Origin of the sequence: Bacillus sp. RB3, from assembly GCF_030164735.1 — a bacterium.
Taxonomy (GTDB): Bacteria; Bacillota; Bacilli; order Bacillales; family Bacillaceae_G; genus Bacillus_A; species Bacillus_A cereus.
This window is the reverse complement of sequence record NZ_JASNGE010000007.1, coordinates 77,209-92,582: the sequence shown is the minus strand read 5'-3', so window position 1 is coordinate 92,582 and position 15,374 is coordinate 77,209. Positions and strand designations below refer to the sequence as shown.

The window sequence follows — 15,374 nt, the reverse complement described above, 5'->3', positions numbered from 1 at the left end:
CCGAAACTACAAACATAATACTACCAATTATAAATCGATGGGCTCTAAAAATTTTATATGTTATAGAGAATTAACCTTTCGTTACATTAACAGATCCTTTCTAATTAAAAATGATAGGAAACGTAAATATAACGAAAGCTGCCCAAAGTCCGTAGATTGGCAAATACTTCGTAATGGCATCTTGGATAGCTGTCGGTCCTGATTTGTTTTGCAAGAAACGCATATAGGAAAACATAATCCAAATTAGATTTGCCCAGATCAGTATGTTTACACCTAAAACAGCTAGTCTATTAGGTGTAATCCCGTAAGAAGAAAGTCTGAATACTATGGCTGACAATGCGACAGTGTCAATAATAAGCGCCAGAACAATTAAGGAAAAATTTATATAATCTGAAATGTTCTTTTTCTCGTCCGAGTCACTCTCAACGATAGAAAATATAGTAACAGCCAATACACCAAGCAGTATTCCGTTGAATGCCATTAGGAAATTACGATCCAAGAACGGGTTTTTCCCGACCAAAATTATCGTTATAAGATAAATAAACAATGTGACCAGGACAAGCGGACTAAAGATTTTAGATATGTATGGTGTAATATTTTTAGCAAGCTTAAGATTCATTGATACTAAGTATGCAGCCACAATAGCGAGAGCCGCTGCTCCAAATAAAACAACATTACTAAAATAGAATTCTCCTATATCTAAGTCAACAAAGCTAAACAAACGCATGGTGAATATTGCTAGTATCATTCCGCTCACTGCCATGCTCCCGTAGAGAAGACAATATTCTAAATTAAATTTAATATAGGCTAATCTTGTACCGCCTTTTGAATATTCATTTCCTGTAAACGCAAGCCCTACTAAGACCCATAAAAATATAGGAAGATGTAAATAAGCAAGTATGGTACTGTCTTTATAATTTATTGGCAACGTATTAAGATACACCCCGGAAACTAGGAATAACGCTATAAGGGAATAAATAATACTTTTTTTCGGCTTATTATTGTAAACAAAATAAGCAGCAATAAAGGGAATTACACCAAAAGCCAAGTTTATTGGAGCAATTGCTTCCTGCTCAACAAAGTGGAAAATGATCCTGGTGCTTATGCCGGCCAGAATAGCTAAAAGGCCCATGAATAAGAAACCTTTTTGAAACAAAGATGTTTTTTCTTTATTTACTTTCTCCTTGAAATGCAACCTTTCATACCAAGCAGCTAGAACCTGGGAATCAGGGTTTTGGTCCCATGCTTGTGAGAATGCTTTTTTAAAAGCTTTCGGATCTTTTCTATACATCTTCTCCAACTCATGGGGGTTATCCATATGTTTAACAATTAAATTGTTACTGTTCATAATTATACCTCCTCTAATTAAAAAAATAAGATTGTTACCTTTTAACAAAAGTACTTCACTCATTTATTATGATTTTGATTTTAATATAAAATTTATCGTTTTACAATAAAATTTTATTATTTAAAGCATTTTTTTTATCGTTAAATTTCATTTCAAAGAAAAACAAAAGAGCATGACAATTTTATGTCATGCTCTTTTAACAAATTAATTCTCAAATACAAAATTAATCTTATTATCTTTCCACTCTAATTTCGCATCAAACGTTTTCTCGCCCTTTTTAAAGCCTTTAATTAAATCGGTCTTTTCACCTTTTAAGAGCTTTGTCATATTCTTTTGCGAAATTGTTTTACTTAATATCTTCTTTGAAATGGTGAAATCACATTGCGTTGTATTATAGTTAGAACAACCGTAAAACGTTGACTTATCAATTACATCGCCATCACATTTTTTACAGCTACCAACCTTTTTACCCGTTGTAAATTTCGATCCTTTTCGTTCAATCGATTCAACATGTAGTCCAGTGAAATCCCACTTCTCAGACATTTCCACTGCATCTTCAATAATTTTAGCTGATAGCTTTTTCGTTTGTTCCATAAAAGTTGCTGGTGATGCTGTACCTTCACCAATTTCCGCAAGACGTTGTTCCCATTTCGCAGTCATTTCCGGTGAAGCTAGTATTTTGTCACCAATTGCGGTAATTAATACTTTTCCTTTATCAGTCGCATACACTTGGTTTTTCTTTACATCTATATATTTACGGTCTTTCAACATCGTAATAATACCCGCGCGAGTCGCTTCCGTACCTAAACCTTCTGTTTTCTTCAATACCTTCTCTAGCTCTTCATTCTCTAAATACTTACCAGCTGTTTTCATTAACGTAATAAGTTGTCCTTCTGTATAACGCTTCGGTGGCTGTGTTTTTCCTTCTTTCACTTTCACCTTTACAACTTTTCCTTCTTCACCTTCAGCTACAATTGGAAGAATGGTTTCGTCATCTTTATCGTCTTGGAAAATAACTTTACGCCAACCTTCTTGAATTTGCTGTTTTCCTTTTGAAATGAATTCAGCGCGTTCATCTACAAGCGTAATGATTGTTGTATAGTCAAAGATTGCAACTTCATAATGAGCTGCAATGAGCCTTCTTACAATCATATCGTAAATTTTCTTTTCATCACCGGATAGTCTGCTTGGGTTTGTAACTTGCTCTGTCGGAATAATTGCGTAGTGATCTGTTACTTTCTTTTCATTCACATAACGCTTATTGTTCATAATGGATTCAATTGGTGCCGGTAATAAGCCTTTATATTCATCAAATTGACTTAACTTCTGTAAAATATCAGGGAACGTCGCTGCTTCTCCTTGTGTAACATAGTTAGAATCTGAACGTGGATAAGAAACAATCCCTTTTTGATAGAGTGCTTGCGTTATATCAAGCGTCTTTTTCGGTGAAAACTTAAAGGCTTTATTTGCCGTTGCTTGCAGTGATGATAAGTTGAATAAAAGCGGCGGCTGAAACTCTTTACGCTCCGTTTTCATTTCCTTCACAACAGCCGGTTTCCCTTGGCAAAATGCCGCAATTTTATTCGCCATATCAGGGTCTTTTAAGCGGGATTCATTATCCTTCTCCCATTTCCCGTCATATTTCTTTCCTTCTATATTAAAGGTTGCAAACACTTCCCAGAAAGGCTCTGACTTAAAGTTTTCAATTTCTTTCTCACGCTTTACAATCAATGCTAACGTTGGTGTTTGGACACGACCAGCAGAAAATACATCATTCATTCCTTTTTTCTTTAACAAAATACTAAACACACGTGATGCATTCATGCCAACAACCCAGTCAGCACAAGATCTTGTGTATGCTTCGTAATACGTATTAATTGTATCTGATTCATCAAGTAAATTTTTAAACCCTTGATAAATAGCTTGCTTCGTTAAAGACGAAATCCATAGACGCTTCATAGGCTTTTGCACGTTACAAAGATTAATAATATTTCGTACGATTAGTTCCCCTTCACGCCCAGCATCGCCTGCGTGAATAATTTCTGTTACCTGTGGATTATGTAACAGCTGTTTCACAGCGTTAAATTGCTTATACTTTGACTTTGTTACTTCAAATTGAAAACGCTCTGGAATTATCGGTAATGTATTAAGTGACCATTTTTTCCACTCTGCGTGATAATGCTCTGGATTACATAACTGCGTCAAATGACCAATTGCCCATGTACAGTACGCTCCATTTGGAAATAACTCATTCGCTTCTACCTCTAAATATCCATCTTTCCGGCGATATTTAAACTGTGAAACAAGAGCCAACCCTTGATCTGGTTTCTCGGCAATAATTAATTTCATTTTATAACTCCCTATCTGTATTCCAGTGTTACTTTCATTGTCTATATGTTTAGAAGCGATGATAAAACAACAATCTTATTTATCATTCGCGGTTTGTCTCGCAAATGGGAGACCTATAATATTATACGCTTATTCTTTATGGCTTCACAATAGAAACTCATAATATAACAATTTCTTTCACATGCTTACAATTAAAAAAGACGCCCTAAAAAATCAAGCGTTCCTTTGCTTACATCTATGAAATTGTGCAGATAATATGCAGATATAAATTATCATATGTACACATATGATGAAATGAACGATAGGACAAGGAGGTATCATAATGTTTGCTTATACGTTAACTACCTTAACACTTTGCTGTACCTCAATTCTTATTGTATCCAATATTTCTAAACGTAAGGGTACCCTAATGGAGTATATGGTATTTATTATGTCTTTTAGTATGAGTATCGGTTTAAGTATTGGTTTTTATTTAGGCATTCTCTTTAAGGGGGAATTACTATATTCTACTTTACTTGCTATTTTAATTAGTGGTTTTATCGGTTTTTTAGTGGGTCTACGTTTTCACCTATATACTGCTTTAGAAGGAATGTTCTCTGGATTAATGGCAAGTATGATGGGAGCAATGATTACAGAAATGTTAAACGCTCAACAAGCTCATAGTATATTGTTCATTAGCCTTTTACTTACTATAACGATTACTATGTCCTGTGTGATTCAATTGTTATCGGAGAACTTTTCTACTTTTATCCAACGTCGTTTTTTGTTATTCCTTTCAATTAGTGTAGTAATTATCGTTGCCGTATTCGCGACATTCCCAGATCATACTCCTGCACCTTCACCTTCACCTTCACCTTCACCTTCACCTTCACCTGGGCATAATCAACATATACATTAGTACTTGCAACAAAAATGAATAAGCAGCTATCCATAGGATAACTGCTTCCTATTATTCTGGCTTATTAGGAATATTTTGGTTTGGAACATAATCAGATTTATAATCTGTATAGTTCACTTCCGTTACCATCCCTGCTGAAGCATGATGTAGGTCGTGACAGTGGAACATCCACTCACCGGGATTGTCTGCTACAAAGGCTACTTCATATTCTTCTCCTGGTTTTAAGTTCATTGTATCTTTTGCAATTGGAGAACCTTCTATCGGTTTTCCATCTTTACTCAACACCTGGAAGAAGTGACCATGTAAATGCATTGGGTGATCATCCATTTTAGAACGATTTACCAATTTCACTTTTACTAAATCACCCTTTTTCACTTGAATTGGGTCAATATCCGGAAATACCTTTCCGTTAATTGTATATACCATTTCATTTTCATTCATTTGCGTATTTAAGTCCATATTATATGTGGCAGTATACTCTTGATTTAACGTGAAACTACCTAATTTTTTAGCACCATATTTCGTCATATCTAATTTCGCTAATTTTCCCTTTTCATCTGCTTTATCTTTCATCTCTTTGCTGCCATCATACTCAATAACAGCTTTCATTCCTTTTGCACCTTTATTTTTTGAATGGTCCTCAACATACCACTTCCCAGGATTATTAGCAGTAAATTCAATATCATAACGTTCACCCGGTGCGATTGAAATTACTTTATCCTTTATAACTTTTGGATTGTTTATTGGTTGACCATCTGTCGCAATTACTTTTATATCATGACCGTGAACATGTATATCATGTGATAGATAACCAGCATTAACAAGTCGAAGACGAACTTTATCTCCCTTATTCACTTTCAATGGCACTACTAAATCACCGCTTTTTCCATTGATTGTGAATAAATCATACATACTCATATCATGACCTTCCATCTTCATATTTCCATGGTCCATTCCTGCCATATTGCCAGAGTCTTTTTGATCACTGCCCATGTCCATACCAGAATGATCCATGCCGTTCTTATCATCATTCTTTTTCGTATTTTCATCACCTTTAGATTTATTACCTATTTGCCCTTTTGTCATTTCTTTTAACTGCTTTTTAATTTCTTCTTTATCTGTAACCCATTCATCCAACAGTAATGTGTAATCTTTATCATATTTTTCCTTTGTATCCTCTACAATGAGCGCTCCATACAAACCTCTATCTAATTGATTTACAGAATCTTGATGCGAGTGATACCAGTACGTTCCTGGTACGTTCGCTTCAAATTCGTAAGTGAAACTTTTTCCTGGTTCAACTGCATCTTGTGTCACGCCCGGAATTCCATCCATGTTATTTGGGACAGGATATCCATGCCAATGAATAGATACTGGTGCAGATAATTCATTTTTTAATGTCACTTTCACCTTTTCACCTTTTTTCACCCGAATTTCTGGACCAGGAGATGAGCCATTAAATGTCCAGACTGGAACAATAACACCGTTACTTAATTTTTGCTTTTCTTCTTTCGCTATTAAAGTAACTTCTGGCCCTTTTTCAACCTTCAATGGTGTTGTAGCTGTTTCAGTCTGTAGTGTTTTGTTATCATTCATATTTTTATGATCATTTGTTGTATTTGTCGTCACAGAACAGGCAGCAATTAAAAATATTACAGAGACAGTAACGGCTGCTAATACAACTCGCTTCATGGACAATCCCTCCTTATTCTTTTTCAAAATCATTATAGAAGTTGATTTTCAAGAAAATAAGGAGATGTAATTAGATCTTACGTAAGCTAATTGGAAAATTACTAAAAGCGGAGACATTACAAGAGACGAATATTTTAGTAATACAAAATACTTTCCTTGTCGCGACTATATTAGCCGTTCTCGTATTTGTTTTGACGTTATTTCTTAAGAAACAATAACACTGCTATTATTAAATAAGAAAAATGTAGCTAAAATGCTCTTCACAAAAGAACTTAGATTTCTGTATAATAAGAACTAATGTTCCTCACAGACAATGGACTCAAATTACACAAATATATCAAATAGAAGAGGATTGATATACGATGAAAATTGATAGACCAAAAATTTCACCAGAGTTATCTTCAAAGAATTTTCAAGATATTTTTTATGAAGAAGATCCAACATTGGAAGTGTGTGAAATTATAGACTCCACTTTCGAAAATGAATCTGTAGATAGAGTGCGGTTATATGATGCGGTGATAAAAAACTGTAAGTTTACTAATACAGACTTTAGCAATATTGATATTACAGATGTTTGTTTTGAAAACTGTGATTTATCAAATGTTAATTTAAGCAATTCTTCTGTTCACAGAGTCGAATTTAAAAACAGTAAATTAATCGGAGTAAATTTCACAGGATCTAGCTTAGGAAATGTTAAATTTGAGAATTCAATTTTGAATTTAGCGGCATTTGGAAATTCTAAACTAGAAAAAATCATCTTCAATGAAACTTCATTAAATAATGCAGATTTTTTTGACTGTAAACTTAAAAAAGTTGAATTCCAATTATGTAGTCTTGATGAAGCTAATTTTGATCAGACATCACTGAAGGGGATAGATATTAGTTCTTCTACCTTTGATACACTTACAGTTTCAGTGAACGATTTAAGAGGATGTAAAGTATCGACATATCAAGCTGTTCAGTTTGCTACTTTATTAGGATTAATAATTAAAGATTAGTATTTCGAAGAAAAGAACCCTATCCCGAATCATGGATTTTTTAATTGTCCACGATTCGAGATAAAGTTCAAATAAATTAGTGATGACTCTTTTATTATTTTACTACAGCTTGGTTTCCTTTTACATGTTCATTATTTACACTCATAAATTCTTCAATTTCTTCAACTTCCCTAATGATATCTTTTGACAAGTTTTCATACCCGTCTTTCGTTACAAGAATGTCATCTTCAATACGAATTCCAATTGATTCTCCTTCAATATAAAGACCAGGTTCAATTGTTATAACCATACCTTCTTCTAACACTCTATCTTTATATGTTCCTACATCATGTGTATCTAAACCAAGGAAATGGCTGACACCATGATAATAGTATTTTGATAACTCTTCATCTTCTTGAATTAAACCAATTGCTTTACACTCTTCTGCCAGTACCTTTTTTGTATGCTCATTTAATGCAGCGAACTTTAATCCTGGCTTAATAATCTCTGTTGTTTCTTTTAATGCTTTTAATACAATATTATAAATTTGTTTTTGGCGACTAGAGAATGTTCCATTTGCCGGGAATGTATAACTAATATCAGCGTTATAGTAGTCTTTTTGAGCACCTAAATCTAGTAATACTAAGTCACCATTTTGAATTTGTGCATCATTATCTTCATAATGAAGAACTGTAGCATTTTTCCCACTCGCCAAAATTGTATTGAACGCATGGTACTTAATGCCAGATGACTTCAGTGTAAAATCAAATTGTGCTTCTAATTCATACTCCATCATGCCTGCTTTTGCATGCTTAAGTACGTTGTAAATACCGTCTTTCGTTATAGCAATCGCTTCTTTAATAATTTCAATTTCTTCCTCTGTTTTAAATACTCGTAATTCACAAATGTTCGGATATACATTACCAATTGTTACGTGTGGGTATTTTTCTCTTACATGTTTAGCAAATGCTAATGTTTTTGTCTCCGTACCATTCCAATCACGACGTTCTATATCTAAATATAGATGCTTCGCATTTTCTGTAAAAAGTATATTTGACATTGTCTTTTCAAAGCTATCTAAATATATAACTTTCTTTATACCTGAAATTTTCTCTGCTTCTTCGTTAGAAACTGTTTTACCGACCCATTTTTCCATTACTGGATCTGCCTTTTCAATGAAAAGTGTTTCTTCAACACTACTTCCAACCTTTTTCAGCATAAAAATAACATTTGGTTCATCGATTCCCGTTAAGTAGTAAAAATTACGATTCGATACAAATTTATAATGTGCATCAGCTGACATATGCGGTGCTTGTCCCGCAAATAAAATCGTAATAGACCCCTCTGGTAATGTGTTTGCTAATCGTTCTCTATTTTGAGCAAAAAATGTTGATTTCATGATAATCCCCCTAGCGTTTTATGTATAATTGTGAAACTAATTATTCAATACACTTCATTCTATTATTGTTATAATTTTTCGTCAATTTTTAACTAAATTTTAGATAGTATTGACACAGGAAACTAAACAAGTTACAATAACTATAAATTAGTAAGTTGCTAATTTAAATTTAAATAAGAGGTGAACAAAATGCAAAACATTTTATTCCGTATTAACGAATTGTCAAAAAAAGAAAAAGCGAATGGATTAACAGTTGATGAAAAACAAGAACAACAAATGTTGCGCCAAAACTATACACAAACATTTCGTGGAAGCTTAGATTCCATTTTATTAAACACAAAAATTGTTGATCAAAATGGTCTTAACGTTACACCTGCTGCATTACAAGATGCTCAAATACGTTTAAAATTAAGCAAATGAGTTCCGAGCTAAAGAATTCTAATAAAACATAAAAAGAGCTGGATTTCCTATATAGAAATTCCAGCTCTTTTTATTGTCTTTTTTAATTTAGTAAACGAGCGATACATCGCAATTCTCCACGACACAATCATCGCAAATGCAAGTAAGAAAAACATTCCACTTAACTCCGCTAAATCAATCGATTGACTTAAATATGATTTCAACGCTACTCGTACAGCTAATAATCCGACTAAAATAAATATAAATGCTTTTGACGGTTTCATATATATTTGTTCGTCTCTTATTTCAAACTTCGTTGTTTTTATAAGAAATACAGAGAAAATAAGCCCTGCAATAATTGCTTCTATTATTTCTAACGACGTTAATCGGAATTCCGGTAAAAAGTACATCATTGCTCCAGTACTCATAAAAATTGGCGGCAATATAATTTTCTTTTTCGTTACCGGTTTTTTCGCTGCTTTAAAGCGCAGAAACATGACACCAACAGCCATACAAACCGCTAAAATACTTGATAAAAGTGCTATCATACTCTTCCCACTCCTATCTATTTAAAAGACTTTTTGAGCAAAATCATAAACCAAACGAGCCCGATACTTATAATAACATGACCTAATCCAGCCATATGGCTTAAACCGTAAAAGTCAGTTCCATTTACTTGTAGAAGACCTCTCCATAGCATTGTAACAATAGTAAAGATTACTCCTACATTATAAACAACAAACCATGCACAAAAGCTCTTTGTTTCTTGTACATGAAACACTTTACATAAAGCTAAAGCAATTAAAAAGAATACAAAACCGAGCACTAATACATGTGTATGCACTAATTGCAACATTGTGGATCCTTTAATTCCTTGTGCTTTCGAATACTCTCTTGCAAATACACCTGATAATAAACCAATAATTAAGTAAATAACTGCCGCATTATATAATTTCTTCATTCTATTCCTCCTGTTGTAAACTTTCTATATTCGCTGCAATTATTTTAAGCAAAGTTTATGAACGGAGTATGAACAAAATATTACATTCAATTTTTGAAAATAAAAAAGCCATTCCACAAATAATAATTGTAGAATGGCTTTTCAATTTATTTTAAATCTTCTATTGAGAAAGCACCTGGCAGTAACTGCTCAACAGTCACTTCTTTTTCATCACCTTTTACATTCGTTAATAATACAGGCATTTTCGGATCACAGAATTCAGCAATTACTTGTCTACACGCACCACATGGTGAAATCGGTCCATCAGTTTCTCCTGTAATAACTAAGTAACTAAAATCGCGCTCACCTTCTGATACTGCTTTAAATATTGCTGTTCTTTCTGCACAGTTACATAAACCGTAAGAAGCATTTTCTATATTACAACCAGTATAGATTTTCCCTTCTTTCGTAACTAACGCTGCGCCAACAGGAAATTTAGAATACGGAATATACGCTTTCGATAACATCTTGTTTGCTTCTTCAATATATTTTTTCTTACCCATATTATTTCCCCCTCAAAGTAAACGAAATGATGATTAGTCAGTAATAACTGTATGAACTAATTTAGGAGCCACTGCTGTTTCAGCGATAGAGATGTTCTCATAAATTTTTGCTTTTACATCTTCTACATTTTCACGATTTGCGTAGATTGTTACGAATGGCTCGCCTTCTTTTACTGCATCGCCAACTTTTTTACGTAACATTAATCCTACTGCTAAATCGATTTCATCTTCCTTCGTTGCACGACCTGCACCAAGTAACATAGCTGCAATACCAATCTCATCTGCAACAATGTTAGAAATAACACCTGAAGTTTTTGCAGGTACATCAATTACATACTTAGCTTGTGGCATTTTTTCTGGATTGTCTACAATTGAGCTATCTCCGCCTTGATTGCTTAAGAACTCTTTAAATTTCTCAGTTGCTTTTCCGTTTTTCATCACTTCAATTAGCATTTCACGAGCTTCTTCTAACGTATTTGCTTTTTTCGCAAGTACGACCATTTGGCTACCTAATACAAGTACTAATTCTGTTAAATCTTCTGGACCTTCACCTTTTAACGTATCAATCGCTTCTTTTACTTCTAGAGCGTTACCAATCGCAAAACCAAGCGGTTGTGACATGTCCGAAATAACAGCCATAGTTTGACGTCCTACATTATTTCCGATACGTACCATTGCATGTGCTAATTCTTTTGCATCTTCTTCTGTTTTCATAAATGCACCAGCACCTGTTTTTACATCAAGTACGATTGCGTCAGCACCTGCTGCAATTTTTTTACTCATAATTGAACTTGCAATGAGAGGAATTGAGTTAACCGTTCCTGTTACATCGCGTAATGCATAAATCTTTTTATCTGCAGGTGTTAAGTTTCCTGTTTGTCCAATAACAGCTACTTTGTCACGGTTTACAATATCAATGAACTGCTCTTTCGTAATTTCAACGTGGAATCCTTCTACCGCTTCTAATTTATCAATTGTTCCGCCTGTATGTCCTAAACCACGACCAGACATTTTTGCTACTGGTACATCTAAAGCAGCTACTAATGGTCCTAATACTAATGTTGTCGTATCACCAACACCGCCAGTTGAATGTTTATCTACTTTAATTCCTTCAATTGCTGATAAGTCGATCGTTTCACCAGACTCAACCATCGCCATCGTTAAATCTGCACGTTCGCGATCTGTCATATCTTTAAAGAAGATTGCCATTGCAAGCGCACTCACTTGATAATCAGGAATACTTCCGTCTGTATATCCATTAATAAAGAATTTGATTTCTTCAGTCGTTAATTCTTTGCCGTCACGTTTTTTTGCAATAATATCTACCATTCTCATTACAATCACCATTCCTTTTTATATGATACGAATCTATTAAAATAATAAGCCAACGATTGTTGCTGATAAGAAACTTACTAATGTTGCACCGAATAGTAATTTCAAACCAAATCTTGCGACTACATTCCCTTGCTTTTCATTTAAGCTCTTAACCGCCCCTGCAATAATCCCAATTGAAGAGAAGTTTGCAAATGAAACTAAGAATACAGATATAATCGCTGTCGTTCTATCTGAGAAATTAAAGTTTCCTTGTGCTAAATCTGTCATAGCGACAAATTCATTCGATACTAATTTTGTTGCCATAATATTTCCGGCATTAACTGCTTCATGCCAAGGTACACCCATAATAAATGCAAATGGTGCAAATGCATAACCAAGAATTTCTTGGAATGAAATACCGATTACACCTTTAAATACTGCATTAATGAATGCGATAAGAGCAACGAAACCGACTAACATAGCTGCTACTGTAATCGCAACTTTAAATCCATCAATAATGTATTCCCCTAATACTTCAAAGAAAGTCTTTTTCTCTTCTTCTTGTACTTCTAACATATCTTCTTCCTCAGTAACTTCATACGGGTTAATGATAGAAGCAATGATGAAGCCACCGAATAAGTTAAGCACTAAAGCGGTTACAACATATTGCGGTTTTAATAACACCATATATGATCCGACGATAGACATTGAAACGGTAGACATTGCAGATGCACATAATGTATACATTCTTTTCTCTGGCAATAACCCTAATTGTTTCTTAACTGAAATAAACACTTCAGATTGTCCTAAAATCGCAGAAGCAACTGCATTATATGATTCTAGTTTCCCCATTCCATTTACTTTACTTAATGCTAGACCGATAGATTTCACAATAATAGGTAATACTTTAATGTGTTGCAAAATACCTATTAAAGCTGATATAAATATGATTGGCATTAATACACTTAAAAAGAACGAAAACTCTTTTTGATTTACTAATCCACCAAATACGAAATTCACACCATCAGCGGCATATTTTAATAACTCTCCAAAACCATCTGCTATTCCGCTAATTAATATATTCCCTACACTTGTATTTAATAATAAAAACCCCAAAATAAATTGTAATATAACCATCGTTATGATTGGGCGATATTTGACTTTCTTTCTATTATTACTAGCAAGCCAAGCGATACCTAAAATCAATACGAGGCCAAAAATACCAATTAAGTATTTCATAAGCCGTCTCCTCCCATTCGTATCCGCTTACATTTTTTTCAATTATTAAAGCAATAGATACACTTTACTTTGTGTATCTATTGCTCTTCACTTCATTAATGATTAGTAGTTATCTGTAGCACCTTTTGCATCATTTAATACGATTGCAACACTAGCACTTGCTCCAACGCGAGAAGCTCCAGCAGCTACCATTTTGTCTGCATCTTCACGTGTACGAACACCGCCAGATGCTTTTACACCAACGTTTGGTCCTACTGTTTTACGCATTAATGCGATATCTTCAGCAGTTGCTCCGCCAGTTGAGAATCCAGTTGAAGTTTTTACGAAGTCAGCACCAGCTTTTACTGATAATTCACAAGCGCGTACTTTCTCTTCATCTGTTAATAGGCAAGTTTCAATGATTACTTTTACAAGAGCTTTTCCTTTTGCTGCTTGTACTACTTCATAAATGTCTTTTTCAACAAGTTCGTTGTCACCATCTTTTAAAGCGCCTACGTTGATTACCATATCAACTTCAGTTGCACCTTTTGCAATAGCATCTTTTGTTTCAAATGCTTTTGTTTCAGTCGTGCTTGCTCCTAATGGGAAACCGATTACAGTACAAACGTCTACATCATGTCCAGCTAGTTCATCAGCCGCTAATTTTACCCATGTTGGGTTAATACAAACAGAAGCGAATTTATATTCCTTTGCTTCTTCGATTACTTTCATAACATCTTCTTTAGTAGTATTAGCTTTTAAAATTGTATGGTCAATTAACTTTGCAATGTTCATTATCTTCACTCCTCATATCTTTTAACAACTTCATTCTAACTCTTAGTTGAACAAATGTAAATACACTTTTGAAATTTTGTTCATTCTTTTTTAAAAGGAATTTTCTTGTAGTAAATAAAGCGCATTCTAACAAAGAACATTTCAAATATATAATCAAAATTTTTATGTTAACAATGGTAGTATGTATCTCCATATCCATAATTATTTTTTAAAAGGCAATTTGTGTTCAAAAAAAACTCCTATCATTCATACATAACAAAATAAAAGGCGTTCTCAAAATTAACATCTTGAGAACGCCTTTTATTTCTAATCTTTTTGATAATGTAACAATTCTTTTGCTGTATGCTGATCGATAATTAATACATTTGCATACCCGCCACGTAACGCACCATCAATTGCTTTGATTTTTCTATTACCACCTGCAACTAAAATAGAGCGTTTCTTTAATTTCAGTTCTTCTAACTCAATTCCAATGGTCCGCTTATTAATTTCTTCACTACTAATATTTCCGTCCCCATCAAAGAATCGTGAACAAATGTCACCGACCGATTGTTTTTTGAGTAAACTCGTTTCATCCTTATCGAAATAACCTAATCGGAATAATAGCGCTTCGTCTCGCACTGTTCCTACAGTGAAAATTGCAATATTCGCTTGTTTCCCCATTTCGATAATGTGATGAATATGTCGATCCTGCTCTACTAATTCTTTTGTCACTGCATTATCAAATATAACTGGAAGGGGGAGATTTCTTGGCGTCGTTTGAAAAGCATCTGCAAATAAAGCGATTGTTTCATTCGCATATGTATTTACACTCGAATGACTAATACCACCTTTTAACTGAACAACCTCTACCCCTTTTACATGTTGCGGTACGATTTTTCTAGCGATTTCATACATCGTCATTCCCCAGCTTACACCAACAATATCACCGTTTTTAACCGTCTTTTCCATATACTCAGCTGCATATTTGCTAATATACTCTGTAATCGTTGCATATTCCGGAACTGGAGAAAATACAACATGTGCCTCTAATAAGTTATACTTTTCTTTCAGTAAATTCCCGACGTTATCTAAATCCGCAAATGGATCAGCGATGCTAATTTGAACAAACCCTTTTTCTTTCGCGTACTTTAACAATCTAGAAATTGTTGGTCTTGAAATATTTAATTTGTTAGCAATTTCTTGCTGACTATAATCTGATTGATAATATAATCTTGCAACTTCAACGCTTAATTGTTGTTTATCTTTTTCCATAGTAACTCATTACAAATCCCTTCCTGTATTTCCCTTTCGTTACAAGCATTATACAGCTTTATGCAAAAAAATTCGACTACCGAATTTTATCTATCTGAACTTCTACTACACTTAATATATAATGAAAACTTATTGTGTAGATTTACAAACTCAATATAGATACGCTTGAAACATGTAAATCAATTAACATTTAATTCACATTTTTTCTGTAGTAACGATAACAAAGCC

Annotated in this window: 14 protein-coding genes; 3 read left to right on the top strand and 11 right to left on the bottom strand. The window is 33.9% G+C overall.

Going from position 1 to position 15,374, the window contains the following annotated elements; all coding sequences use genetic code 11:
- Window positions 1-100 precede the first annotated feature (100 nt).
- Together QO049_RS11910 and topB are read right to left on the bottom strand one after the other, a co-directional pair.
- Window positions 101-1,348, bottom strand: coding sequence for a DUF4153 domain-containing protein (locus QO049_RS11910; protein WP_065704357.1), 1,248 nt, complete (start codon window positions 1,346-1,348; stop codon window positions 101-103).
- 204 nt (window positions 1,349-1,552) lie between these two features.
- The gene (gene topB / locus QO049_RS11905) at window positions 1,553-3,697 is read right to left on the bottom strand and encodes a DNA topoisomerase III (RefSeq protein WP_284489280.1); all 2,145 of its coding nucleotides are present in this window, start codon (window positions 3,695-3,697) and stop codon (window positions 1,553-1,555) included.
- Window positions 3,698-4,019: 322 nt separating this feature from the next.
- Here topB and QO049_RS11900 point away from each other — a divergent pair, with 322 nt between their 5' ends.
- Entirely contained in the window at window positions 4,020-4,595 is a 576-nt protein-coding gene (locus QO049_RS11900) for a hypothetical protein (protein ID WP_284489279.1), read from the top strand.
- A 51-nt stretch (window positions 4,596-4,646) separates the two neighbouring features.
- On the opposite strand, the gene QO049_RS11895 is transcribed toward QO049_RS11900, so the two are convergent.
- Window positions 4,647-6,287 (bottom strand): multicopper oxidase family protein, encoded by a 1,641-nt coding sequence (locus tag QO049_RS11895; RefSeq protein ID WP_144501876.1) that lies wholly within the window; start codon window positions 6,285-6,287, stop codon window positions 4,647-4,649.
- Between the two features lie 362 nt (window positions 6,288-6,649).
- Between QO049_RS11895 and QO049_RS11890 the strand changes: the two genes are divergently transcribed.
- Window positions 6,650-7,285: a pentapeptide repeat-containing protein gene (locus QO049_RS11890; RefSeq protein WP_000687273.1), complete on the top strand. Its 636-nt coding sequence runs from the start codon at window positions 6,650-6,652 to the stop codon at window positions 7,283-7,285.
- 94 nt (window positions 7,286-7,379) lie between these two features.
- Here QO049_RS11890 and QO049_RS11885 read toward each other — a convergent pair whose 3' ends face one another.
- Complete coding sequence (locus QO049_RS11885; RefSeq protein WP_246962542.1) at window positions 7,380-8,663, bottom strand: aminopeptidase P family protein; 1,284 nt, start codon at window positions 8,661-8,663, stop codon at window positions 7,380-7,382.
- A 189-nt stretch (window positions 8,664-8,852) separates the two neighbouring features.
- Here QO049_RS11885 and QO049_RS11880 point away from each other — a divergent pair, with 189 nt between their 5' ends.
- Complete coding sequence (locus QO049_RS11880; protein WP_001179612.1) at window positions 8,853-9,083, top strand: DUF896 domain-containing protein; 231 nt, start codon at window positions 8,853-8,855, stop codon at window positions 9,081-9,083.
- Window positions 9,084-9,130: 47 nt separating this feature from the next.
- Here the strand turns inward: QO049_RS11880 and QO049_RS11875 are convergent, their stop codons facing one another.
- The 7 genes from QO049_RS11875 to QO049_RS11845 all read right to left on the bottom strand — a co-directional run bounded on the left by QO049_RS11875 (window position 9,131) and on the right by QO049_RS11845 (window position 15,146).
- Window positions 9,131-9,610, bottom strand: a complete 480-nt coding sequence (locus QO049_RS11875; RefSeq protein WP_000561044.1) for a CcdC family protein — start codon at window positions 9,608-9,610, stop codon at window positions 9,131-9,133.
- A gap of 17 nt (window positions 9,611-9,627) precedes the next feature.
- The gene (locus QO049_RS11870; protein WP_087875197.1) at window positions 9,628-10,023 is read right to left on the bottom strand and encodes a DUF2871 domain-containing protein; all 396 of its coding nucleotides are present in this window, start codon (window positions 10,021-10,023) and stop codon (window positions 9,628-9,630) included.
- A gap of 146 nt (window positions 10,024-10,169) precedes the next feature.
- On the bottom strand, window positions 10,170-10,565 hold the full coding sequence (locus QO049_RS11865; RefSeq protein WP_000516778.1) for a cytidine deaminase: 396 nt from the start codon (window positions 10,563-10,565) through the stop codon (window positions 10,170-10,172).
- 33 nt (window positions 10,566-10,598) lie between these two features.
- A complete protein-coding gene (locus QO049_RS11860; RefSeq protein ID WP_001983022.1) occupies window positions 10,599-11,900 on the bottom strand; it encodes a pyrimidine-nucleoside phosphorylase in 1,302 nt (433 codons plus the stop codon).
- A gap of 36 nt (window positions 11,901-11,936) precedes the next feature.
- A complete protein-coding gene (locus tag QO049_RS11855) occupies window positions 11,937-13,118 on the bottom strand; it encodes a NupC/NupG family nucleoside CNT transporter (protein ID WP_098290258.1) in 1,182 nt (393 codons plus the stop codon).
- Window positions 13,119-13,220: 102 nt separating this feature from the next.
- Window positions 13,221-13,892 (bottom strand): deoxyribose-phosphate aldolase, encoded by a 672-nt coding sequence (gene deoC / locus QO049_RS11850; RefSeq protein WP_001017441.1) that lies wholly within the window; start codon window positions 13,890-13,892, stop codon window positions 13,221-13,223.
- A 306-nt stretch (window positions 13,893-14,198) separates the two neighbouring features.
- Window positions 14,199-15,146 (bottom strand): sugar-binding transcriptional regulator, encoded by a 948-nt coding sequence (locus tag QO049_RS11845; protein ID WP_000409782.1) that lies wholly within the window; start codon window positions 15,144-15,146, stop codon window positions 14,199-14,201.
- Between the last annotated feature and the right edge of the window lie 228 nt (window positions 15,147-15,374).

Bases quoted from the DNA above. Each gene is read 5' to 3' on its own strand.
- QO049_RS11910 (WP_065704357.1), bottom strand. From the start codon at position 1,348: ATGAACAGTAACAATTTAATTGTTAAACATATGGATAACCCCCATGAG.
- topB (WP_284489280.1), bottom strand. From the start codon at position 3,697: ATGAAATTAATTATTGCCGAGAAACCAGATCAAGGGTTGGCTCTTGTT.
- QO049_RS11900 (WP_284489279.1), top strand. From the start codon at position 4,020: ATGTTTGCTTATACGTTAACTACCTTAACACTTTGCTGTACCTCAATT.
- QO049_RS11895 (WP_144501876.1), bottom strand. From the start codon at position 6,287: ATGAAGCGAGTTGTATTAGCAGCCGTTACTGTCTCTGTAATATTTTTA.
- QO049_RS11890 (WP_000687273.1), top strand. From the start codon at position 6,650: ATGAAAATTGATAGACCAAAAATTTCACCAGAGTTATCTTCAAAGAAT.
- QO049_RS11885 (WP_246962542.1), bottom strand. From the start codon at position 8,663: ATGAAATCAACATTTTTTGCTCAAAATAGAGAACGATTAGCAAACACA.
- QO049_RS11880 (WP_001179612.1), top strand. From the start codon at position 8,853: ATGCAAAACATTTTATTCCGTATTAACGAATTGTCAAAAAAAGAAAAA.
- QO049_RS11875 (WP_000561044.1), bottom strand. From the start codon at position 9,610: ATGATAGCACTTTTATCAAGTATTTTAGCGGTTTGTATGGCTGTTGGT.
- QO049_RS11870 (WP_087875197.1), bottom strand. From the start codon at position 10,023: ATGAAGAAATTATATAATGCGGCAGTTATTTACTTAATTATTGGTTTA.
- QO049_RS11865 (WP_000516778.1), bottom strand. From the start codon at position 10,565: ATGGGTAAGAAAAAATATATTGAAGAAGCAAACAAGATGTTATCGAAA.
- QO049_RS11860 (WP_001983022.1), bottom strand. From the start codon at position 11,900: ATGAGAATGGTAGATATTATTGCAAAAAAACGTGACGGCAAAGAATTA.
- QO049_RS11855 (WP_098290258.1), bottom strand. From the start codon at position 13,118: ATGAAATACTTAATTGGTATTTTTGGCCTCGTATTGATTTTAGGTATC.
- deoC (WP_001017441.1), bottom strand. From the start codon at position 13,892: ATGAACATTGCAAAGTTAATTGACCATACAATTTTAAAAGCTAATACT.
- QO049_RS11845 (WP_000409782.1), bottom strand. From the start codon at position 15,146: ATGGAAAAAGATAAACAACAATTAAGCGTTGAAGTTGCAAGATTATAT.